The sequence below is a fragment of the Paenibacillus provencensis genome (assembly GCF_042678545.1).
GTDB classification, from domain to species: domain Bacteria; phylum Bacillota; class Bacilli; order Paenibacillales; family Paenibacillaceae; genus Paenibacillus; species Paenibacillus provencensis.
On sequence record NZ_JBHTKX010000009.1, the window covers coordinates 1 to 24,014 of the forward strand.

A 24,014-nucleotide genomic window follows, 5' to 3' on the forward strand; every position below is an offset into this window, starting at 1 on the left:
TTAAACTTCATGATAGAGCGACCTCCAGATGGGCTTTTTGAGGCAATGACCTCGTGCGTAACCCCATCATAACGAGGCGTTCTTTTTTATTCAAACTCCAAATATTCGTATTACAGGAATTCTAACGTAGCTTATTACTTTGTTACTCAGCAAACATTGGTAAGAGAAGCATCTAAGAGAATGGATGTTACAGCAGAGTATATAAATTCTTTCATGAAACAGGTCCACTTTAACGAACAAGAAGAAAAAAATATTATTATAAGTGGTATGAATATGTTATCAGAACTTATTGTTAACGAGTTGGGGATCCACCTTTCTGATATAGATCAGATTGAGTTAAGGGAAATCTCGACTAAGTATCAGATGAATTCCATTCATATACGAAGCAAATCTTCTACTACTGATGACTATAAATCTCAAATTTCAAATCAAAGCATCACTCACATATATACGAATGAAGATATTGATTATGAACTGGTCTTAGTAAAAGAAGCTACTGGGTCTTTTCAAGAAAGCATAAATGAACGTCTGAACGAATTGAGTAATTCAACATTAAATTATCATGATGGTCAAAAGATTTACTACGAATTTGCTCTATTTGAAAATGGGGATGCCAATTCTATCTCTGAATTAGTTGGCTACGGCACATATTCACTTCTAACACCAGAAGACATCCCTTTTATCAATAAAGCTGTTAATGAGAGCACTAATTACGTTGACAGCAGAGATAATCTGAATTTGGAGAAGTCTTTTATGCCATTACATGTTGGAGAGCAAACATTTGTCCTTTGCATCATTTCAGATCATGATATGATCCAAAAAGTTATGATGGATGAAGTTGATATCTATATTTACGCAATAGGAATCTGTTCAGTATTGTTTTTATTTTTGTGTGTTGTAATGTATAAAATATTCAATAAAAATAAAGACAAGGCTTTAGAAACGGTACACGTCGATTATGCCAAAAGTATGGAATCTATATTTTTAGCAGTGCGTCAACAAAGGCATGATTATAACAATGCGATGGCTACACTCCACTCTTTAGTATCAATGAAAGCTTATGATGATCTGCATCGTTACACCGGAGAACTCATTGAAGAAGCCGCTGATATTAACGCGATATTAAATATAAACTGTGCGCCTCTTGTAGGTCTTATTCAATATAAGCATACATTTGCCATTAATAATGGTGTCATATTTTCTCATGATATTTCAGATATACCGAACTTCAAATACCGAACTAATGATATTATCCGTGTTGTAAGTAATCTTATTGACAATGCAATTGATGCAGCGCGTGAATATAAGAAAAACAACCCGAGTGAAGTAGCTGAGGTATCGATTATTGGTTATGTAGATGCAAATTCATATGTATTTGAAGTAAAGAATAATGGTTATAAAATTCAAGCTCAAAAACTTGAAGATCTCACTCGCCCTGGATTTTCAACTAAAAAGCGAGGCAGTGGATTAGGACTATCTATTGTAAATTCAATAGTTGGGAAGAATAAAGGGCGGCTGACATTTAAATCGGATGAAGATGCAACTATTTTTAAAGCCACATTTTCTTTAAACTAGATTACAGTTATAGTAAACAGCCTCTTATAAAGAGGCTGTTTACTGTTTAGCAGGATCAAAGACTAAGAAAGCAATACCTTGATGATTTTATCTCTCAGAACTGATATAAGTGGTTGGTATTTTTTTCGGTGAAAGAAAGAATCGTCTGTTCTTCCAATCCTGGTTCTTTCGAACAATTCGGGGTACGACCGAGATACATGTAAAAAAGGGTCATAGTATGGTATTGTTTACCATTTATAACCCTTTCTTGCTCTTTACTTTCTTATATACTATACAGGAATATCTCCCTCGATTGGTTGTGGAATATTTTCTAAATCGATCATATAGTCTCCGAAACGTTTTATATGCCTAGTCAGATAAGGGCTAAGCATGACAATATCTTCTTTTGAAAATACATAGCCTTCTTTAGAAAGTTCCCACAAAATAAGTGTTATATCACATACATTTTGGAATATTACTGCGTTGGCAACTAAATCATTATATTTAATTCGCTTTTCTTGTTCTTCTGGATCATTTTCTGAAATGATCCCATCGCCACCAAAAAATAGCCATTTGGAAAAGCCGTTATATGCTTCGACTTTGTTTGTACTAGCACCAATTTGCTCTCTTAGTTTTATATCAGAAATATATTTAAGCAAAAATACAGTTCTTACAATCCTTCCTAATTCCCTAAAAGCTTGATATAATCGGTTTTTTCTACTATAGTTACTTAGTTTTCTAAGTAGTGTAGAGGGTAATATTTTACCAGCTTTTATAGAAAGAACCACTTGGAGCAGATCTTGCCAGTGTGTTTCAATTAGGTCCCAGTCAACGGTATCACTAAACAACTGATCAATGTGGTGATATTTTGTGTCCTTATCAGCCCTGTAAAATTTTAAATCCTTCCAATTTCGAATACGAGGCATTAAATTAATCCCCAATAAATGTGCAAGTGCAAAAACAGGCGTTGATTGACCTTGCGTATCAGCATGTAACGTATCGGGCTGAATGTCTGATTTATTTTTCAGCAAACCATCAATAATATAAACTGCTTCCCAAACTCCACATGGAATGAAGTGACTAAAGAGTGCAATATAAGTATCTGAAACATGATGATATGCAATCCCCCCATAACCTCCGTATCGAATGTGGTATTCAGAGATTAAGTTTTCTTCGTAGAGATCAAATTTTGTTCCATCTGCAGCAGCCGTTTTTCCATCACCCCATAGTCTAGGCAAACTAAATTGATTGTATTGATTTAAAATATTACGAATAGCTTCGTCTATTTTAGATGCATTAATATGTCGCCGATTTACAAATGAAATCATGTGTGGGGTTACTGCTTTTTTCATGTGCTTAGAAGTCTGTGTTGGTCCTAAATTACATCCGTATCCAAAAGAAGTAATGATATAACGTTCCATTGCATTTTCAAGCTTAGGATCTGAACCAGATAATGGTCCAAAATGCCGTGTCCAATTTGTCCAATGTTCTACATTACAAAGAATATCTAAGACATTTCGTTCAGGTAACCGTTGAGAAATAACTACCTCTAACGCCTTACTTGTCTGAGGTTGTTCTTTTCTCATTATTTTTCTCAACGTTGGTTCTCCATTTTCATTAATGATTACCTGGCCGTTATCAGGGTAGTTTAAATCTACTTTTTGTGCAGTATCTCCTAGCCAGAGCTTTAATTGTTGAACAAAATCCCCTGAATTTGAAGAAAAGCCAAGTTCCTTACAGTATTCATCTACCATAGGTTTACACTCATCCCAAGAAAGGAGCTGTTCACGGTAATCAGCAAAATTCTCTGATCCTTTTACACAAAGGTCTCCCGTTTTTAAATCGCTTGCAAGATAGGAAAAAATACAGATTTCAAGGTGTTTACGATGGATTAAGTTATTTTCTTTAGGTACATAAATCGTTTTTTTCCACTGTTCACTAGCAAATGAAAGATCCAAATCTATTTGTAGATTTTCAATTTTTCGGTTCTCATTATCACGTAAAAATTGTAAAGCTTCTAAAAGTGATTGATCCTGTGTGGTTGAATTAATTTCAATCATACTAATCAATCTAAAAAGAGTTTTCCTGTGGCTTTTATAGAACTTCCATAAAAGAGGAAGGTAGTTATTGCCATTATATGATGAAATTGATTCACAATCTTCTTTTAATGCGTCGATACCACCTCTTCTCCCTAATAACTCCCTTATTTTCTGACCAGTCAAGGTATCGTTCTCATTTATACTTGTGGCATTTAAGACTTCCGCCAAAACAGATATAAGATTTTCAGTTTTTGATCTATGTTTTTCTCGAAGAAGTTCTAGCTCCTCTTTGCCTTTGTTATGTATAGTTCTGACTCTTTTGAGAAACATCTCTACCAAACTATCTATAGCTGAAATTTTTGAGCGATAAATCATACAAAGTAGCAGCATATATCTTTTAGCTAAATTAAAGTCTTTTAATTCTGATGCATCAAGCGCTTTTGCTTCTAAAGCGAAGTGTTTAATTTTTAAATTTGGAATATCCTCTAGTAAGCTATCAATTTCTTCTATAAAATCAGTTAACAGAAGTAACCTATTTTGTATTTCTTTCATATGCGAAAGTGTTGCGCTTTTTGGAATTTCTTTTAATAAGTTATATTCAGAAGTCCGATTATCATTTTTAGTAACTAGTAATTGATCTAACTTTCGCTCAATTTCAGGAGTCAATTTTGAAAATACTGAATTAAATAACTGGTGATTCACTAATGTTCTTATACGACGAGCCAATCGATCTAATGTACTAAAAGCAGGTAATTCACACCTTTCTTTTATTAATATTTCAATGGATACGTTGATAAGATCGGCTGGATTGTCCATTACCTGTGTAGCCTTATAAATTGAAGTAGTTGCAATATGTAAGGCTTCTTTTCCATAAGGACGTACATTGAGGTAATCTCTAATTGCTTTTTGATGTCGGTAAATTGATTTACTATTGTAATTCGGTTCAACACTAGCAGAGAGATTCAAACAGGTCCGAATATGAATCATGATCTCTACAGGAATATCTTTCGGTCGAGGAAAGTAACCAAGTCGTTGGAAAGACTTTAACATAACTAATAGACTTAGAACTGAAACAGGTCCTCTAGCAACTTTATGCGCAAATTGGTTTTCTTCAGGTGTAGGGGAGTAAACATCACGAAGTTCTTTTGAAGTAGGACGTTTTTTAAATCTTGGATAAGCCGTACGTTCTATAGATGCCAAATTACCAACTCCATTCAAATTAAGTTGGGGGTGGTGACAGAGTAGCTGCCCTAGTCCGTCACATAATTCCCTAAAAATATAAGAGATTTTTAATTTGCTTCTACTAGTTTTCTTTTATTAATCGCTCGATATAATGATCCCTGTGAAAGTCCTGTACCTTCTACAATTTCTTTTACCGAGTATTCTTTACTGTCATACATCCTCAAGGCTATTTCAATTTTCCCTTGATCCACTTTAGGCCTTCCTAGTTTTTTTCCTCTTCTTTTACTCGCTTCTAACCCTTCTTTAACTCTTTCTACAATTAAATTTCTTTCTAACTCTGCGATGACACACATCATTTGAAACATGGCTTTTCCCGTTGATGTTCTTGTATCCATGTTCTCCTTAATAGAAACGAACTTTACACCAGTATCCTCGAATTGCTGAATAATAGAAAGAATATCAAGTGTTTTTCTCCCTAAGCGTGAAATACTTTCTACTACAACGGTATCACCTTTCCTTATTACATCTAGCAATGAGTTAAGTCCATCTCTATCCTTTGCAGTCCCAGTAAATTTCTCTTGAACCATTTTTTCACAGCCGTACTCAGAAAGTAATATAATTTGTCGGTCTAAATTTTGGTCAACTGTCGAAACTCGAGCATAACCGATTATCATAAAGAAGCCTCCTGCACAATTTAATAATCTAATTGTACAAGAGACATCATTTTTGTAAAAGTATTTGGTAAAACTTTTGGTAATTATTTTTGGTAACCTATAAAATTAGTAAAATCAAGCATCAGTATTTCTCATAAATATTGTTACAAAAAATATCCTTTTAAAAAGTGGATCACCTATTACTGAACTCACCATCTCATATATAAGGTGTTTTTTGAACTAATTTTCAATAGCTGAACAAGGAGTTATCGATAAAATGTTTTTGACATATTAAAATAGTATTTTGATGGAACAAGCCTTAAAGTTCAAGAAATATTAACATTTTTTATCCATAGTATAAGCCTAAAAGAAAATATAATAGTTCTACGGTTAGTTTTTAACCTTTCGATAAAGGGGCAACTCTTTATGTGTTGTCCTTCTGATTAACTTAAAAGAATGGAGGAATAGTATGCAAGTTTATAGAAACAAGCTTCATAGTACCAATCAGTATTTAATTGGGCAGTTGCTACATCTTCAATATTTCAAGACACCAGATGGAAGACAGTTATATGAATTGACAAAATCAGAGTTATAAGGGATTTTCAAACAATTTAAGGGAGAAGGGAGAAGGTTTGAAAAATAATAAATTAAAGAGGGAACTTATATAAATGATAGTTTGTACTTTTTTCAAAAAACTTAATTATATTAATTGCCCTTGCTAGATCTATGATGTCTTTTTGGTGGTTGTTGCAAGGGCTTAATACTTATTATTGCCAGTTTTACTTAATATAAGTGTGAATATTTTATGACATTTACTTAAAGAGTAGAGCAAGCTAGCACTATTGTAAATGTTGTTCCTACACCCTCTGTACTATCTATATGTATGTTACCTTTGTGGTTTTGAATAATTTTAAAACTAACCATCATACCTAATCCATTTCCACTTTCTTTTGTTGTGAAAAAGGGTTGACCAATTTTAATTAATTTTTCTTTAGGTATGCCCATCCCAGAATCGATAAAAATAATATGTATTTTGTCGCTCTTTCTTGCAAGTTTAATTTCTAAGGTTCCCCCGGTGGGCATCGCTTCGATAGCATTCTTAATAATATTGAGAAAAACTTGTTTTATTTGATTTTCATCACATTCTATATAAATATCTTGAGAACCAAAATCTAGTGTAGTTAAAACATTGTGTAAGTTCATCTCAGATTGAAGAAATTTGATGACACTGGTGATAATCGGAATTAGTGGCTTCGTTTTCAATGTTATGGACTGAGGTTTTGCTAACAGCATAAACTCTCCCACAATATAATTAATTCGTTCAATTTCATCTAATAAAATCTTAAAATATTCCTTCTTTTTGTCTTCTTTTTCTTCTGCATTTAAAAATTCGGTAAAACCCTTTATAGTTGTTAATGGATTTCGTATTTCATGTGCAACGCCAGCGGCTAGTTCTCCGATAGCTGATAATTTCTCTAACTTAATTAATGATTCTTCAGCCCTTTTTTGATCCGTAATATCGTTGCGAATCGCAACAAATTGATACGGCTTCCCATCCTCATTTAGGAAAGGAACAATCGTAGTATGTACCCAATAAAAAGAACCATCTTTTGCTTTGTTTTTCACATCTCCTTTCCAAATATTACCTTGTCGGACAGTTTTTCGTAATTCTTTAATAGTTTTATTAGATTGATCGTCTGAATATAAAAATCTGTGGTCTTTACCTCTCAAATCCTGGTCCACTCCCCCGTGACCAGGATCTAAATATAATTTAAACATTTTACACCACCTCGTACAAATACAATATGATCGAAGAGTAACGGAGGTATAGGTATTCGTCTGAGGTACATATAAAAATAGGTGATGATAGGCATTACATTTCATTGAATCAGATGATTTATTTTAAAGCTAAGAAATTTTCCAAATGCGAGACCATATCTATGAGCAGCAGGAATTAATGTTCCATATTTTTCGTGGGTCAGGCAAACTCTTGTTCATCTAGACAGTAGGCTGATTGATTATTGATGCTTCTTTCTTAACAAAACACCTAAGTGATTCTCTGTGCATATACTGTATCATTACTACAGGATTATGATTAAATACAACTCAATCCATACATAAAATAATCAAGGAGAGGTTAATTTTGAAAATTCCAAAGACAGCCAAAGTTAGTATCCCCTTTCCATCCGTATGGGGGATTGATGCTTCTATTGCGGGGAGATCCATTATTAGAGGTATACTTACCATTGATTCCATTGTAGACAACAAAGTAGTAGGTACAGTTAATTTTCGTGGTATACCTATTCCGATTAATGGGTATTGGGACGAAAGCGCTAAATAAATAAGTTTCGATTCACCATATGCCTCCTTTTTTGGCAACTTGACAATATTTGATGAGACCGCTATAAGCATTCGGCATTTCGTTTTAAGTGGACGGTTTATAATGAAACCTCCCTCTTTGCTGGCTGGTGAATATGGAAATTGGATTGCTACAACCTTTACACCCCGTTTGGGACCTCCCATATATACTAATGTTTTACCACCTGCTGGTGCCTTTTCAGTCTCAAGTATGCTCTTGGGACAGCAATTGTTTTAATTAGACCATGACTTTATAAAAACAACCTTCGTTTGTGAATGACTAAGGTTGTTTTTTATAAAGTGTTCTCGGAAAATACAGCCTTGCTTTAAATCTGAGTTTAGCGTATATCTCCGTTAAAATGTACTCGGAATCCTTTGATGATCGTGCCTAGTTAGATAAACAAATATTGATACTTCATTATAGAAATAGCCTGCTTGGTTAGGTACGTTGTTTCACAATCCCCGGAAATTTTTAATATAAGTAATGAATGCTTATTTTTTTCCTTCCGATAGCTTTCTATATAAAGAAGCTCTAGATACATTTGTAATTTCACAAATTTGATTTACAGTCATATTTCCTTCTTTATATAGCTTTACTGCATAATTCATTCCTGCGTGATTTTTATGATATTTCTTTAACCGTCCTTTAAACTTCCCTTCTTTCTTTGCGAGCTCAATTCCTTCACGCTGACGCATACGAATAAGGTCTCGCTCTAATTGGTTAACACCAGCCATTACCGTAATTAAGAATTGGCTATATGGATTATCTTCTGATAAATCTAGCCATGTATCCTTAAGTGATTTTAAGCTTGCCTTTTTATTTCGTATTAAATCAATCAATTCAAATAAATCTTGCGTACTTCGAGTGATCCGAGTTAAATCTGTAACATAAATAATGTCACCTTCCTGTAAATCCTCTAACATTTTTTGAAGTTGTTCACGATCTTTTGTGGCTCCTGAAGTTTTTTCTTCATAAATAATATCCATTCCAATTTCGTTCAATTGCCGAAATTGTCTTGAAGGATTTTGGCTAGTCGAACTGACGCGTACATAACCGATTTTCTGCAAAATTTCACCTCGTTTTTGAGACAAGTCTTATGAGACACTCTTAACTATGATTTTATCAGTCTACTATACTTGTATCAATAGAGTACACTCTATTGATATATAATTGAGCTAATAAATTGAAAAATACAGAAATGGGCTGATACTGAATGAAAATTGCTAGAGGTAGAGAATTGCTTACACCGGAACAGAGACAGGCTTTTATGCAAATTCCTGAAGATGAATGGATATTGGGGACCTACTTCACCTTTTCCAAACGTGATTTAGAAATCATTAATAAGAGAAGGAGGGAAGAAAACCGTTTAGGGTTTTCCGTTCAATTAGCTATTCTTCGGTATTCCGGTTGGCCATACACTCATATTAAAAGCATCCCAGATTCGGTTATACAATATATATCGAAACAAATCAGTGCTAGTCCATCCTCGCTTAGCTATTATCCTCAAAGGGAAAATACACTTTGGGATCATTTGAAAGAAATTCGAAGTGAATACGACTTTGTAACTTTTACCTTGAGTGAATATCGAATGACATTTAAGCACCTTCATCAATTAGCTTTGGAAAATGGTGATGCCATTCATCTACTGCATGAATGCATAGATTTTCTAAGAAAAAACAAAATCATACTGCCTGCTATCACTACACTTGAAAGAATAGTGTGGGAGGCGAGAGAAATGGCTGAAAAGAAGCTGTTTAATACAGTTAGTCAATCTCTAACAAGTGAGCAAAAAGAAAAGCTTGAAGAAATCATTACTTCGCAACATTCATCCGATTCCAATAAAACGATATTGGGTTGGTTAAAGGAACCACCGGGTCATCCTTCATCCGAAACATTTCTAAAAGTAATAGAACGACTCGAATACATACGAGGTATGGAATTAGAAACGGTACAAATTAATCATTTGCATCGCAATCGCTTGTTACAGCTATCTCGCTTAGGTTCAAGATATGAGCCTTATGCGTTCCGTGACTTTCAAGAAAATAAACGATACTCGATTTTAACCGTCTATTTATTACACCTTACTCAGGATTTAACGGATAAAGCCTTTGAAATTCATGACAGACAAATACTCAGTCTGTTATCAAAAGGCCGTAAGGCTCAAGAAGAAATTCAGAAACAAAACGGGAAAAAGCTGAATGAGAAGGTTATACACTATACGAACATCGGACAAGCTTTAATCAAAGCAAAACGGGAAAAACTAGACGTTTTTGAGGTTTTAGAATCGGTTATTGAATGGAATTCTTTTGTTTCTTCAGTGGAAGAAGCTCAAGAGCTTGCACGTCCTGCCGACTATGACTATTTAGACTTACTGCAAAAACGATTTTATTCTCTTAGAAAATATACGCCAACCCTATTAAGGGTATTGGAATTTCATTCCACAAAGGCGAATGAGCCACTTATACGAGGAATGAACGAATCTGGGAAGCGAAAAGTACCTGATAACTCACCTTTGGATTTTATTTCAAAACGGTGGAAAAAGCATTTATACGAGGATGATGGTACAACAATCAATCGGCATTACTATGAAATGGCTGTTTTAACAGAACTTCGGGAGCATATTCGGGCTGGTGATGTTTCTATTGTGGGCAGTAGACAATATAGAGATTTTGAGGAATATTTGTTTTCCGAAGATACATGGAATCAAACGAAGGAGAATACAAGATTATCGGTTAGTTTATCATTCAAGGATTATATTACAGAGAGAACTAGCAGCCTTAATGGGAGGTTACACTGGTTAGCTGGTAATTCCAACAAGTTAGATGGAGTTTCTCTTGAAAAAGGAAAGCTGTCGATTTCACGATTAGAAAAAGATGTTCCAGAAGAAGCAAAGAAATTTAGTGCAAGCCTGTATCAGATGCTACCAAGAATAAAATTAACCGATTTACTTATGGATGTTGCCCATATAACAGGATTTCATGAGCAATTTACACATGCTTCTAACAAACGAAAACCAGATAAAGAAGAAACAATCATTATTATGGCTGCTCTTTTAGGAATGGGAATGAATATTGGCTTGAGCAAAATGGCTCAAGCAACACCCGGGCTTACATATAAGCAACTAGCCAATGTGTCTCAATGGCGCATGTATGAAGACGCAATGAATAAAGCCCAAGCTGTATTAGTAAATTTTCATCACAAGCTACAATTGTCTTCTTATTGGGGAGACGGCACAACATCCTCGTCAGATGGTATGAGAATGCAGCTAGGAGTTTCATCACTACATGCAGATGCAAATCCACATTATGGAACGGGGAAAGGAGCCACCATCTACCGTTTCACTAGTGATCAATTTTCTTCTTACTACACAAAGATCATTCATACTAATTCAAGGGATGCGATTCATGTTTTGGATGGTTTGTTGCACCATGAGACGGATTTAAACATAGAAGAGCATTATACAGATACTGCGGGTTACACAGACCAAATTTTCGGATTGACTCATTTATTAGGATTTAAATTTGCTCCAAGAATAAGAGATTTATCAGATTCAAAATTATTTACAATAGATAAAGCAAGCGAATCTCCAAAATTAGAAGCCATTTTACGTGGACAAATAAATACAAAGGTCATTAAAGAAAATTATGAAGATGTTTTGCGATTAGCTCATTCTATAAGGGAAGGAACAGTTTCAGCATCCCTTATTATGGGGAAACTAGGTTCCTATTCAAGACAAAACAGCTTAGCTACCGCCTTACGTGAGATGGGCCGAATAGAAAAAACGATCTTTATTTTGAATTATATATCGGATGAATCATTAAGAAGAAAAATACAACGAGGATTGAATAAAGGAGAAGCCATGAATGGATTGGCAAGGGCTATTTTCTTTGGAAAACAAGGTGAGCTTAGGGAACGAACCATACAGCATCAATTGCAAAGGGCCAGTGCCTTAAATATAATCATTAATGCCATCAGTATCTGGAATACTTTACATCTAACAAAGGCAGTTGAATATCAAAAACGGTCAGGTAGTTTTAATGAAGAATTATTGCACCATATGTCACCTCTAGGTTGGGAACATATTAATTTACTTGGAGAATACCATTTTAATTCGGAGAAAATGGTCTCGTTAGATTCTTTAAGACCCTTGAAACTTTCTTAACGTTGTTAAAACTGGGGGAATAGTCGGGGAAATGGGCTTAGCGTTGTAAATCCGCATTTTCCTGACTGTACCCCATATGAAGGTTATACGTAAAAATTATGATGATGTTTTGCGTCTGGCACATTCTATTCGGGAGGGGCAAGCCTCTGGTGCCCTCATTATGGGTAAACTTGGTTCTTATGCTCGGCAAAATAAGGTTGCTAAGGCACTTAGAGAAATGGGAAGAATCGAAAAGACGATTTTTATACTAGATTACATCTCAAACGAATCGATGCGCCGCCGTATCCAACGTGGGTTAAACAAAGGAGAAGCCATGAATGCTCTGGCTCGATCCATCTTCTTTGGAAAACATGGAGAACTGAGAGAACGTGCTCTGCAGGATCAATTGCAACGCGCAAGTGCTTTGAACATCTTGATTAATGCAATTAGTGTATGGAATACAGTTTATCTAGGCAAAGCTACCGAATTACTTCAAAGTAAAGGAATGTTACGGGAGGATTTATTAAAGCATATATAACCATTAGGATGGGAACATATCAACTTCCTTGGAGAGTATCGCTTCGATCCAAAAGGAGTTACCAACTTAGAATCATTGCGGTCTTTAAATCAATAATAGTTCTAAAGCCGATTACATCCTTAACGTGGTGAAAATTGGCTATTTTTGTATCCAGATCCCCTTAACGTTGTAAATCCGCGTTTTGCTGACGGTACCCCTATTCCAAGTTAAACCAGAATTCAAGCCTGTTGAGTTTTGACACCATTTATTCGCCGTAATTGGGGTCCTACCAACGAAAAGCGAAAAACATACGCTAAGGAATTTGTTCAGATAACCTTGAGTTCCTTAACACCTTCTAACAAAAGGGTTTATGAGGATTTTCCTCATTTGTTGATGTTCAATAACTCATTCACTTATCTATGTTCAGTTAATAGGTCGAAAATAAGTTTCATTACATTCTTGATGGGCTTAGCGTATAGAAAATGAGTTTTTTCTATGTCGAAATGTGCTTAACGTATGTTTTATGCGAAATGTTGGCTGTACCCCTAATTAAAAAAATCGATTCCCTAATTAGAGAATCCGTAAAATGATTTTAGACTTAAACGAAAGTTAAAATAGCTGTTTTTGCATAAAAAAGCCCCGTTCGTAAAATTACACTTTTACCAACGGGGCTTTTAATGTTCTTCATTGTTAAAAACATGGTTATAACTTTTTGGGAAGGTCAGGGTTTGAGAACAACTTTGACACACCCATCTTCGTGATCATTAAAGATTTGATAGGCTTCACTCGCCTGGTCTAGACGCAATTTATGAGAGACGATTTCTGTTGGATCCAGTTCTCCTTCCGTAATCATTTTAAAGAGCATTGGCATGTAATGGATGACTGGTGCCTGACCCATTTTTATTTTTACATTTCTTTCAAATATGTTTCCTAAAGGGAACTGGTTATATTTAGAGCCGTAGACCCCCGTCAGCTGCAGCGTTCCAAATTTTCTCACAGCACTCATACCGATTTCGATCGGGCTGATGGTTCCGCCAATAAGCTTCATCTTTTGTTCGACAGCTTCGATTGGTGTTTTTTTCCCATCCATCCCTACGCAATCAATGACGGCATCTACACCGCCACTTGTAATTTCTTTAATATGGGAACCCATAGAAATCATATCATCAAATTCATCAAAATTAAAAATCTCAACATTGTTCATTTTTTTGGCACGTTCAAGCCTATAGGGAAGATTATCGACGGCAATGACTCTTTTTGCGCCTTTCATCCAGGCAAACTTTTGCGCCATCAAACCAATGGGTCCACAGCCGAGCACGGCAACTGTATCCCCTTTTTTCACTCCTGCACTTTCAATGCTCCAATAAGCAGTTGGCAGTACATCAGACATAAACAGTAATGCTTCATCTTCAAGTTCAACAGATTCAGGAATCACGAAAGGCATAAAATTTCCATAGGGAACACGCAAATATTCAGCCTGTCCACCCGGATGATTCCCGTAACGCTCCGTAAATCCAAAATATCCGCCTGTATCAACTTCTGGATTTGGGTTAGAATTATCACATTGGCTCTCCAAATCATGCTGGCAATAGTAACAGCTTCCACATGAAATGTTAAATGGGATGACCACTCTATCCCCTTTTTTCACTTTTGTTACCTCTGGTCCGACCTCTTCTACAATACCCATGGGCTCGTGGCCAACTACATAATCTTTTTCAGCTGGCAAGGCACCTTGATAAATATGTAAATCAGACCCACATATCGCTGTTGATGTAATGCGCACAACAATATCGTCTTTTTGTTGAAGCTTCGCATCTGGAACTTCTTTCACCTGCATATCCTTGGAACCTTGAAAAGTAACTGCTTTCACAAGTAAAACCTCCTATTATAAATTCATATAACTCTTATAATACCCATTGAAGAAATTAATATACTTTTTTTTTATTTTTAGTTCTATTTAACTAAATAGGGCGTTTACTCCAGTTCAACTCCCGATTTGACATTAAAAATGAGATGGAAAAAGCGTACTAATCTGTTATCAGATGTACGCCTTTTCAACTACCTAAATCGTGCGCAATAGCCACAATCTTTGAGAGAACAGTTAAAATAAATCTAAAAATCTGCGCTTTTAAAATTTGTAAATTCTAGACGTTGGAATAAAAAAATGAAGATGGCACTTGTTTTTTCGCTATTGATCAAATGCAACATAATTTCCTTACTTAGTTTGTTGGTCCGCAGGATCCTACTATCAAGGACTTATTCCTTTAGGTTTTAATAGTATACAATTTGATACTATATTCCTTTTTTGTTACTAGGTGAAATTAAAGTGTGAACTTTCAATATTGGAATATACTTATTATACTAACGTATCACCAGTAAACTGAGAGTAGCACAAATCATTACTCGTGCAAGTTCTGAAAAAAGAACAAAGTACTACTCAAGTCATCGCCATGTCTCTTTTTATGCGGTACCGGTCTTTAGATAGGGATACCTTTACCGGTAAAGTCATAGCTATCCTTCGGAACGAGTTTGGTGGACATGCAGTGTAAAAAAGCAACTAGGCTAATTTGTGTGAATTCGGTAAATGTATCCGATATCATAACAATTTCCGGATGGTGAAAAGGGAGTGAAATCATGAATGTAATGGATGCAAAAATAATTAATACTCATTATGGATTGGAAACCTATTTAGACTTTGTGAAAAATCTTGACGTAAAAAAGCTTCATTATCCTACAGAGATAGACCCTTATTACGAAATAATTTTAGGGATAGAGTATTTTTTGCTAAGGGAAGAAAAATATTATGACAGTCAAAAGAATTATTTTCGCATTCGTATGAATTCTGAATTTAGTTCAATAATACTGAGAGAAACAAAAACGAAAAGCTTATTTGCTGTCAAAAACGAATACGAGAGAGACGCAACTAAGGAACTAGTTGGAGAATGGCTTATAAAAACAAATGCTTTCAAAGAAGTTATAAATGAACTGATTCAAAAAAAGAAAATGGAAAACGTTCAAACAGAGGAAGACATTCAAATAGTTTTAGGAACGACAAGGTTCTTGGAAAAATTACTTAAGATTAAAACAGAAGAGATATTAAGTGCCGTTGTAGAGAGGGATAACTGAGGTTTCTTAATAATAACTACCTTTTTAATAAAATACTATTGATAACGTTACATGGTTCCACTAATGTTTTAAAAAAATTGATAAGGGAAATTTACACTGAATGTTTTTTGAACGCTTGCCTACTTTAATGCAGAAAAGGAGAATTTACACACATGAACCGTTTTACTATTCCGAGGGATGTTTATTATGGAGAAGGATCTTTAGAAGTTTTGAAAACCCTTGAAGGGAAAAAGGCAACTATTGTTATCGGAGGCCAGTCCATTAAAAAATCAGGCTATCTTGATAAAATAGATGCTTATTTACGTGAATCTGGATTTGAAACACAGCTCATTGATGGTGTTGAAAATGACCCATCTGCAAAAACCGCTTTAGAGGGTGCAAAAAAGATGGAGGAATTCCAGCCGGATTGGATCATTTCCGCAGGCGGCGGTTCACCGATCGACGCAGCTAAATTAATGTGGATTTTTTATGAGAATCCGGAGCTCGCATTTGATAAAGTTAAAGCACCGAACCCACTACCGGCTTTACGGAAAAAAGCACGCTTTGCGGCGATTCCTACAACGAGTGGCACAGGTACTGACGTATCACCTTTTTCTGTTATCACGGATCATGAAACAGGAACGAAATATCCGGTATTTGGTTATGAGATCACGCCGGATATTGCCATTATCGATCCGGAGCTGACATATTCGATGCCGGCTGACATTGTCGCCTATACGGGAATGGACGCATTAACGCACGGAATCGAGGCCTACGTATCAACGATGCATAACGCATTTAGTGATCCGTTGGCGATACAATCGGTTAAAATGGCAGTGGATAATATTGAAAAATCAGTAGTTGGAGATAAAGCAGCGAGAGCAGAGATGCATTATGCCCAGGCTATTGCGGGAATGGCTTTCTCGAACGGGTTTTGGTATTGTACACAGCCTATCACATAAGAGTGGCGCGATTTTTAACATTCCGCACGGCCTTGCGAATGCTCTTTATTTGCCATACGTGATTGATTTTAATAAAAAGGCGGACGGTTCCCGGTTTGCTGATATCGCTAAGATGCTTGACCTTTCTGGAAACACAGAAGACGAGTTAATCGATTCCTTAACGGATTTGCTTCGCCGTTTAAATAAATCGCTAAACCTTCCGTTATCGCTGCAGGAATTCGGTGTAAATGAGAGTGAATTTGAAAAACAGCTGGATCGAATGGCAGCGGGAGCGATTGAAGATCCGTGTACATCATCCAATCCCCGGGAAGTATCTGTAGAAGAAATGAAAAAACTTTATATTGCTGCATTTAAAGGTGAAAAAGTAACTTTTTGATGGAATCAAAACGGAACTGCCCGGGCAGTTCCGTTTTTGTTCGTTTCAATCATTTTAAAACCTCTCTTAAATCTAAGCTTTATTAATCTTTCAGTAAGGTGTTTGGCTCTCATAACAAATCTTGCGTAAAAGTGTACTTATCTACAAGATATGCGAAGAGAAAATACACCAAAAAAGAAAAGACAAATTTAGTAAAAGGGCATTCACTTTTATTCACCGAACTTAACACATAAGTGAAAAACATACTTGGAAACCTTATTGAAACCCGTCGCACACCTTTAGAAAAGTGCTGCATTAAGCTTTTTATCAGGCACATATGCTGAAGCTTATCTTGAAAGGATGAGGAAAATCATGACTCAAACGGAGGATCAACGTGTTGAAAACCTATACTGTATAAAGGATGCACTGTTCTGTTTGTGGCACTTAAAAAATGCTGTTCGTGGCAGTATATTTTTTGAATACGCTGCGCTTTACATGGAGTGGCGGATGGGTTAGGCTAATTGCCCAGAAAAGCTTGTTGCTCTGGTCTTTTCAAAAAAATCTGTCCGCAGAGGCTCCATGTCAAGCGACAAAATCAGAATGAATAAATTTTATTAATAACGAATAAATATACTGCTATTTGGTACATCAGTTAAATGCCAAATACACTGTTCCTATCTACTGTCGAACAATAATTGAATAAGTAAGAAAGAGGCTCATGATTACCACCGAGATAATCATGAGCCTCTTATGTTTCTATGGCGCAAATTAATGCTTAAAAACTGCGCAAAATAAAATTAAAATTCACAATACTTTCATTTGTTCTCATAGAGTCTACCCAAAATAAACAAAAGAAGGGGATTGCAATATAAGACTACGTCTTATTAGTATGCAACTTTTTGTTGACAAAAAATGTTACGTACAGCATATAGAAGGCCACGGCAGCGAATACTTTGAGTTAATTAAGGAACAAGGACTTGAAGGCATTGTCTTAAAGAAAGCAGACTCTATCTATCGCCCTGGCACTCGCTCCGAAAATTGGCTCAAAGTCATTAATTATCAGTATGAAAATGTCCTGATTACCGGCTTACGTAAAAAGGAATTTGGCGTGCTGCTTTCCTTTGAAGATGGATCACCAGCTGGCTTAATGGAATTTATGAAACCCTCTGATCGGAAGAAATTGTATGCAGAATACAAAAAATTCATCCGGACAGAAACCGATGATTTTATTTATTTAGATCCTAAACTAAAAGGCATTGTAAAATATCGGAACCTAACGAAAAAAGGTTATTTACGCATCCCCTCATTCGAGAAATGGACCACTTGATAAAAAGCGCTGAAATTTTCCTACAGCGCTTTTTCTTTGAATTTTAACCTGCGCGAAAACCTTACTGAAAGTAAAAACACAACTTTTTATGGTTTTTGGTAACAATCTTTTTATTAATACAAAACCAATCAGATATAATTATTTTGATAAACGCTCCATGAGAGTAGCTTTTTCTGCTTCAAAACCAGGTTTGTCAAGTAAAGCAAACATATTCTTCTTGTATGCTTCGACTCCAGGCTGGTCAAATGGGTTAACTCCTAATAGATGGCCACTAATCCCACATGCCTTCTCAAAAAAGTAAACCATCTCACCGTAAGTGTATTCATTCATTTCATCCAGTTCAATCACGAGATTAGGTACTTCTCCATCTATATGGGCCATAAGGGTACCCTGAAATGCACTTTTGTTGACTTCATCCATCGTCTTACCTGCCAGGAAGTTTAATCCATCAATATTTTCTGGATCCTCCTGAATAGTCACTTCAATTCGAGGTTTCTTAATCTGTAAAACCGTTTCTAAAAGGTTTCGTCGACCTTCTTGTACATATTGCCCCATGGAATGCAAATCCGTTGAAAAATCAACGGAAGCAGGGAATAGCCCCTTTTGATCTTTTCCTTCACTTTCCCCAAACAGCTGCTTCCACCATTCCGATACGTAGTGAAGGGAGGGCTCATAGTTAACAAGCACTTCAATTGCTTTTCCCTTATTGTAGAGTACATTTCGGACCGCAGCATACTGATAGCTCTCATTTGTCAATAAATCAGGATTGTTGTATTTACGGGCTGCTGCTGCTGCCCCTTCCATCATATGATCAATATCAAGTCCTGCTACGGCAATTGGTAAGAGACCAACTGCTGTTAGCACAGAATACCTTCCACCAACATCATCCGGAATAACGAACGTTTCATATCCTTCTTCGTCCGCAAGCTTTTTTAATGCGCCTTTTTTCTGATCTGTAGTAGCAAAAATACGTTTTCTCGCCTCTTCTTTTCCGTATTTTTTCTCCATATAGTCACGGAAAATACGGAAAGCAAGGGCTGGCTCTGTCGTTGTTCCTGATTTAGAAATGACGTTAACAGAGATATCTTTCCCCTCTAATAGTTCAAATAAATGAGATATATAAGTAGAACTGATATTCTGACCGGCAAAATAAACATGTGTCTTATTGTTCATCTGGTTATGAAAGCTATGGGACAGAGATTCTATAGCCGATCTTGCCCCCAGGTACGAACCACCAATACCAATTACAACCATTGCGTCTGAATGTTTCTTGATTCTTTCAGCAGCTTGTTTAATTCTTTCAAATTCACTCTTATCATAGTTTAGTGGCAAATCGACCCAACCAAGATAATCAGAGCCGGGGCCTGTTTTTTCATGTAGCATTTTATGAGCCACTTTTACAAATTCACTTAGATTATCTACTTCACTCTTTTTCATAAATGCTAATGCATTGGAGTAATCAAACGAAATAGTCATACATTACTTCCCCTTTCAATCAAATTTAGCTTAGCTGCTTCAATCGGAGATCCTTCTCCGTAAAAAAGATCTCTCGGCATAGTAAAACGTTTCATGTTAGTGCATTCTCCTTTTCTACAGTATATAAGGGAAGTTTTTAAAAACACATTTAAACTCCCCCTTTTCAATTTTGAAAAATCCTTAGTGGGACCGTGTAATTATCAATAGCGTACATTAAAAGATAGTTAGTATTAAGAAAACTCAATGGTCCCTCTCTACATCGGCACTTAGTATGTCTTCTGTTTTGATTTCAAGTAATATTTCCAAGAATCTTATCGTTCCTAATACTTTTCGAGTGTCTCCCTCATTTTGAACATTCTCCATTTTCTTTTGTTGGATCAGTTCACTTATTACTTGCTTGAAAGCATTGGTTTTTATAAGCCATTCTCCAACCAGTAGCTTAGTTGAGTCTCTCTCGTGTTCGGTTTTGACAGCAAATAAACTTTCGGTATCTGTCTCTCTTAACGTGATTGAATTAAAATCTTCGCTCATTTGAATCCGAAAATAATTCCTTTCACTATCATAATATTTTCCGTCCCTTAGAAGAAAATACTCTATCCCTAATACTATTTCATAAAAGGGCTCATTATCTGATGGAGAATGGAGTTCTTTTACTTCGATATTCTTCACCATGTCTAAATAGGTTTCTAAACCATATTGTGTGTTAATGATTTTTGCATCCAATACGTTCATGATGTCACACCTCAATATTGTTTTATTTTTTTGGCTCTGTTAAACTTGTCTGTTGGCTCCAGGTGCTCGCTTTCCGCGGGCGAGCCGGGAGCCTCCTCGGCGCTGTGCGGCTGCGGGGTCTCCCTTGTCCTGTTTTTCCCACAGGACGTTGAATCATCATCCGTGAATAGGCACCGCACGAGAAAATGTGAATGCATTTTCGAGGAGTCTCGCTCCTTCCGCTTCAATCAACATAGTTAGCACTATCAACGACTTAAGTAAATCTACCAATTTTTGGGATATACCAAACTAAAAATCCAATGAATTTCCGGCTCATTTTAACGAAAGACATATACAGCAGATGACTTTATGATTTTTCCACAGCATGTCCGCCAAATTCATTACGAAGGGAAGCTACCACTTTACCTGTAAATGTATCATTGTCTAATGAACGGTAACGCATTAGTAAAGACATAGCGATAACAGGGGTAGCTGTTTGAAGATCCAAAGCGGTTTCAACTGTCCATTTCCCTTCCCCAGAAGAATGCATAATGCCCTTAATTTCATCTAATTTTGCATCTTTAGAAAATGCGCGTTCTGTCAATTCCATGAGCCATGAGCGGATGACAGAACCGTTATTCCACACCCGTGCCACTTTTTCATAGTCAAAATCGAAATCGCTTTTTTCCAGGACTTCGAATCCTTCACCAATGGCGGCCATCATTCCGTATTCTATTCCATTGTGGACCATTTTTAAGAAGTGGCCACTACCAGATTTCCCAGCATATAAATACCCATTATCTACAGCTGTATCTCTAAAAATCGGCTCGACAATGCTCCATGCTTCAGGATCTCCACCAATCATATAACAAGCACCATAGCGAGCACCTTCCATCCCCCCAGAAGTACCGGCATCCATAAAGCTCACTCCAACTTTCTTCAACTGTTCGTAACGACGAATGGATTCCTTATAATGCGAATTACCAGCTTCAATGACGATATCTCCTTCACTTAGAAATGGTGTGATTTCACTAATAACTGAATCAACGACGGAGTGTGGGACCATTATCCAAACAACTCGTGGCTTTTCTAATGATTGAACAAGATCTTGTAAACTGGATGCTCCTTCAACTCCGTATTTTTTAATTTCTTCAATAGTATTTGTATTTAGATCAAACGCCATTACACGGTGTTTATTGTCAATTAAGTTTTTTCCTAAGTTCATACCCATTTTCCCTAATCCAATTAATCCTACTTTCACTTGAGTTTCCTCCTTTAAATTACAAAAAATAGCCTGTATTATTATGCTACCCATTTGTTGTTCTTCATGGTCTCCTTATGGAACCATAAGGATTCAACAAATACTTTAAGTTCCTTGGGTAAATCGCGTAACAATTATCTGTCAAATCCAACCTCGGTTTGCTCTCTTCATACCAATAGCCTTCCAGGGAGGTGCGGATTAAACTCCCCCCCTAGTTTCCCACCATTTAAAACCATCCTCCTCCAATAATTGCGAAGCAGCTTGTGGCCCCATCGAACCGGCTTGATATAGGTGGAGTGGAAGGGCATTTTCCTCAAACGCCTCTAAAACGGGCTGTACCCATTTCCAAGATAATTCAACTTCGTCCCAATGAGCAAAGAAGGTAGAGTCCCCACGCAGAGCATCGAATATTAAGAGTTCATAAGCTTCTGGTATGTCTCTTGTACTTGCTGAGAAGTCAACAATTATCGGCTCCAAATTTCCATTTGTTAAATTTTTGCTATTTAATTGCATCGACACACCCTCATTTGGACTTACTTTGATAACTAATAGATTGGGTTCTGCAAATTGATTCTCGTTAGTATACACATTTTTCGTTGGATTCTTGAATTCAATCACAATCCGCGTCGACTTTTCCTTCATTCTTTTTCCTGTCCGGATATAAAATGGCACCCCATCCCAGAATGAACTATCAATCCATAAACGAGCAGCCACAAATGTATCGTTTGTGGAAGAAGCATTCACTCCAGGTTCTTCTAAATATCCGACTACAGGTTTACCCTTTATTTCCCCCGGTCCATATTGACCACGAACAACGTGGATACCTACAGTATCTTTCTGTACAGGCCGAAGAGAGTCCATAACTTTTCTTTTCACTGTACGGATATCGTTCGTGCTCATCTGTTTTGGCTGATGCATGGCCGTCATCATCAACAGCTGCATCATATGATTTTGGACCATATCACGAATAGCCCCTGCTTTTTCATAATAACTAGCTCTCTCTTCTACACCAACCGTTTCACTAGCCGTTATTTGCACATTGGCAATATACCGATTGTTCCATAGTGATTGCAGCACAGGGTTGGCAAATTCTAAAGCTTCAAGGTTTTGAACCATCGGTTTTCCAAGATAATGGTCAATCCTGAAAATTTCGTCTTCTTCAAAAGCTTTGCTTAGTTTTTCATTTAAATCTTGAGCAGATTTTAAATCACGCCCAAATGGTTTTTCGATCATTAATCGTTTCCATCCTTTTGTCGAGCCTAATCCACTCTCCTTGATGTTCAAAGCAATTACATCAAAGAATTCAGGAGCAACAGAAAGATAAAACATTCGATTCTCTTCAATACTCTGGTCTTTTTCATTTTGTTGAACGACTTCAACTAACTTCTTATACCCTTCAGCATTCGTGAAATCTAACTGGCAATAACGAAATGCCTTTACAAACTCTTGTTTTTCGGATTTATCATTTATCAAGTGTCTAGAAAAAGTGTATAGCGAGTCTGTTACATGGTTTTGAAAATCAACATCAGACATTTCGTCTATTCCTACACCAATGATCAAAAAAGAATCTGGTAATTTTTGATTCAAATATAAATTAAACAAGGCAGGGTAGATTTTTCGCTTAGCTAAATCCCCAGTTGCCCCAAATAAGACAAACGTCATAGAATCCACTTTTCATTCCTCCACTTTTTCAAAGCATTTTCAAATAGAAAAATGTCTGATTTTCTTCGTTTCCCCTACAAAACAACAAGGATTTTCGCTATTGCGTTATCCTACTTTTGGATGTAAGTTTCGTTTATTTCTCCCAGCTTGTCCGGTAATAATGATATCTCTTAATTGAGAATGTCCACATTTTGGACAGGTTTCATTATTTATGGTGATGATTAGACATCTTTCACAAACTTTTCGCTGCTTAGTTTTGAACCTTTCCATGCGGATCTCTCCTTTCGTAAAAAGCAACAACATGTATAAATTATTAAATGAAGTTTCACTTCATCTCACCATGCTTGTAGCAGTATTCCCTTAAGGTTTGGTAGTATTCTTTAAGCTCGCTATTACTTGAGCAAAATCAGTATATTACGTATGTTATACTTTTGAAAGTACGCACTTTATTAACATATAGATACATTTGTATAACATAGTGTTAAAAATAATACTATAAACTTGAATCCAATACCAAGAGTGAAAAGCCGAGGACAGCGATTATACAAGATTCGCTGCCCTTGGCTTTTTAGTAACTGATTCTTTTATTAAATGTTGTGTTTAAATGTTGTGTTTTTTCAACCTTTTAAATACGTAGAGATATAAAAAAACACGGACAGCATCTTTATTAAGATAGCTAACCGTGGTTTGTTAGTATATGAACTTTTTTA

At 36.2% G+C, this 24,014-nt stretch carries 15 protein-coding genes and 3 pseudogenes; 9 read left to right on the top strand and 9 right to left on the bottom strand.

What is annotated here, in order from left to right; translation table 11 throughout:
* Positions 1–180: 180 nt before the first annotated feature.
* Positions 181–1,575, top strand: a complete 1,395-nt coding sequence (locus tag ACFQ3J_RS24790) for a sensor histidine kinase (RefSeq protein ID WP_379294245.1) — start codon at positions 181–183, stop codon at positions 1,573–1,575.
* Positions 1,576–1,844: 269 nt separating this feature from the next.
* Here the strand turns inward: ACFQ3J_RS24790 and ACFQ3J_RS24795 are convergent, their stop codons facing one another.
* Both ACFQ3J_RS24795 and ACFQ3J_RS24800 read right to left on the bottom strand, forming a co-directional pair.
* Positions 1,845–4,793, bottom strand: coding sequence for a Tn3 family transposase (locus tag ACFQ3J_RS24795; protein WP_066194381.1), 2,949 nt, complete (start codon positions 4,791–4,793; stop codon positions 1,845–1,847).
* Between the two features lie 89 nt (positions 4,794–4,882).
* Positions 4,883–5,449 (bottom strand): recombinase family protein, encoded by a 567-nt coding sequence (locus ACFQ3J_RS24800; protein ID WP_211749976.1) that lies wholly within the window; start codon positions 5,447–5,449, stop codon positions 4,883–4,885.
* Between the two features lie 448 nt (positions 5,450–5,897).
* Here ACFQ3J_RS24800 and fbpA point away from each other — a divergent pair, with 448 nt between their 5' ends.
* Positions 5,898–6,023: a Fur-regulated basic protein FbpA gene (gene fbpA, locus ACFQ3J_RS24805; RefSeq protein WP_175537550.1), complete on the top strand. Its 126-nt coding sequence runs from the start codon at positions 5,898–5,900 to the stop codon at positions 6,021–6,023.
* A gap of 221 nt (positions 6,024–6,244) precedes the next feature.
* Here the strand turns inward: fbpA and ACFQ3J_RS24810 are convergent, their stop codons facing one another.
* Positions 6,245–7,207, bottom strand: a complete 963-nt coding sequence (locus tag ACFQ3J_RS24810; protein WP_177178843.1) for a PAS domain-containing sensor histidine kinase — start codon at positions 7,205–7,207, stop codon at positions 6,245–6,247.
* A 364-nt stretch (positions 7,208–7,571) separates the two neighbouring features.
* Here ACFQ3J_RS24810 and ACFQ3J_RS24815 point away from each other — a divergent pair, with 364 nt between their 5' ends.
* On the top strand, positions 7,572–7,769 hold the full coding sequence (locus ACFQ3J_RS24815) for a hypothetical protein (RefSeq protein ID WP_249436106.1): 198 nt from the start codon (positions 7,572–7,574) through the stop codon (positions 7,767–7,769).
* Positions 7,770–8,278: 509 nt separating this feature from the next.
* On the opposite strand, the gene ACFQ3J_RS24820 is transcribed toward ACFQ3J_RS24815, so the two are convergent.
* On the bottom strand, positions 8,279–8,854 hold the full coding sequence (locus tag ACFQ3J_RS24820; RefSeq protein WP_063385374.1) for a recombinase family protein: 576 nt from the start codon (positions 8,852–8,854) through the stop codon (positions 8,279–8,281).
* A 146-nt stretch (positions 8,855–9,000) separates the two neighbouring features.
* On the opposite strand from ACFQ3J_RS24820, the gene ACFQ3J_RS24825 reads away from it, so the two are divergent.
* Together ACFQ3J_RS24825 and ACFQ3J_RS24830 are read left to right on the top strand one after the other, a co-directional pair.
* Positions 9,001–11,949, top strand: a complete 2,949-nt coding sequence (locus ACFQ3J_RS24825) for a Tn3 family transposase (protein WP_090727729.1) — start codon at positions 9,001–9,003, stop codon at positions 11,947–11,949.
* A 79-nt stretch (positions 11,950–12,028) separates the two neighbouring features.
* Positions 12,029–12,562, top strand: a pseudogene (locus tag ACFQ3J_RS24830) (Tn3 family transposase); the annotation flags it as partial.
* Positions 12,563–13,166: 604 nt separating this feature from the next.
* On the opposite strand, the gene ACFQ3J_RS24835 reads toward ACFQ3J_RS24830, so the two are convergent.
* Positions 13,167–14,315: a zinc-dependent alcohol dehydrogenase gene (locus ACFQ3J_RS24835; RefSeq protein ID WP_090727731.1), complete on the bottom strand. Its 1,149-nt coding sequence runs from the start codon at positions 14,313–14,315 to the stop codon at positions 13,167–13,169.
* 556 nt (positions 14,316–14,871) lie between these two features.
* Here ACFQ3J_RS24835 and ACFQ3J_RS24840 point away from each other — a divergent pair.
* The 4 genes and pseudogenes from ACFQ3J_RS24840 to ACFQ3J_RS24855 all read left to right on the top strand — a co-directional run.
* Positions 14,872–14,994, top strand: a pseudogene (locus tag ACFQ3J_RS24840) (phosphogluconate dehydrogenase (NAD(+)-dependent, decarboxylating)); the annotation flags it as partial.
* An 85-nt stretch (positions 14,995–15,079) separates the two neighbouring features.
* Positions 15,080–15,571 (top strand): hypothetical protein, encoded by a 492-nt coding sequence (locus ACFQ3J_RS24845; protein ID WP_090727733.1) that lies wholly within the window; start codon positions 15,080–15,082, stop codon positions 15,569–15,571.
* Positions 15,572–15,723: 152 nt separating this feature from the next.
* A pseudogene (locus ACFQ3J_RS24850) lies at positions 15,724–16,888 on the top strand (iron-containing alcohol dehydrogenase).
* Positions 16,889–17,756: 868 nt separating this feature from the next.
* The gene (locus tag ACFQ3J_RS24855) at positions 17,757–18,194 is read left to right on the top strand and encodes an ATP-dependent DNA ligase (protein WP_072526550.1); all 438 of its coding nucleotides are present in this window, start codon (positions 17,757–17,759) and stop codon (positions 18,192–18,194) included.
* 138 nt (positions 18,195–18,332) lie between these two features.
* Here ACFQ3J_RS24855 and ACFQ3J_RS24860 read toward each other — a convergent pair whose 3' ends face one another.
* From ACFQ3J_RS24860 to zwf, 4 genes are all read right to left on the bottom strand, one after another.
* Positions 18,333–19,670 (bottom strand): glucose-6-phosphate isomerase, encoded by a 1,338-nt coding sequence (locus tag ACFQ3J_RS24860; protein WP_031538331.1) that lies wholly within the window; start codon positions 19,668–19,670, stop codon positions 18,333–18,335.
* Positions 19,671–19,910: 240 nt separating this feature from the next.
* Positions 19,911–20,402 carry a hypothetical protein gene (locus ACFQ3J_RS24865; RefSeq protein WP_031538332.1) on the bottom strand — a complete coding sequence of 164 codons (492 nt, stop codon included), beginning with the start codon at positions 20,400–20,402 and terminating at the stop codon, positions 19,911–19,913.
* Positions 20,403–20,748: 346 nt separating this feature from the next.
* Positions 20,749–21,642: a phosphogluconate dehydrogenase (NAD(+)-dependent, decarboxylating) gene (gene gnd / locus ACFQ3J_RS24870; protein ID WP_031538333.1), complete on the bottom strand. Its 894-nt coding sequence runs from the start codon at positions 21,640–21,642 to the stop codon at positions 20,749–20,751.
* Positions 21,643–21,840: 198 nt separating this feature from the next.
* Positions 21,841–23,313 (bottom strand): glucose-6-phosphate dehydrogenase, encoded by a 1,473-nt coding sequence (gene zwf, locus ACFQ3J_RS24875; RefSeq protein WP_072526551.1) that lies wholly within the window; start codon positions 23,311–23,313, stop codon positions 21,841–21,843.
* Between the last annotated feature and the right edge of the window lie 701 nt (positions 23,314–24,014).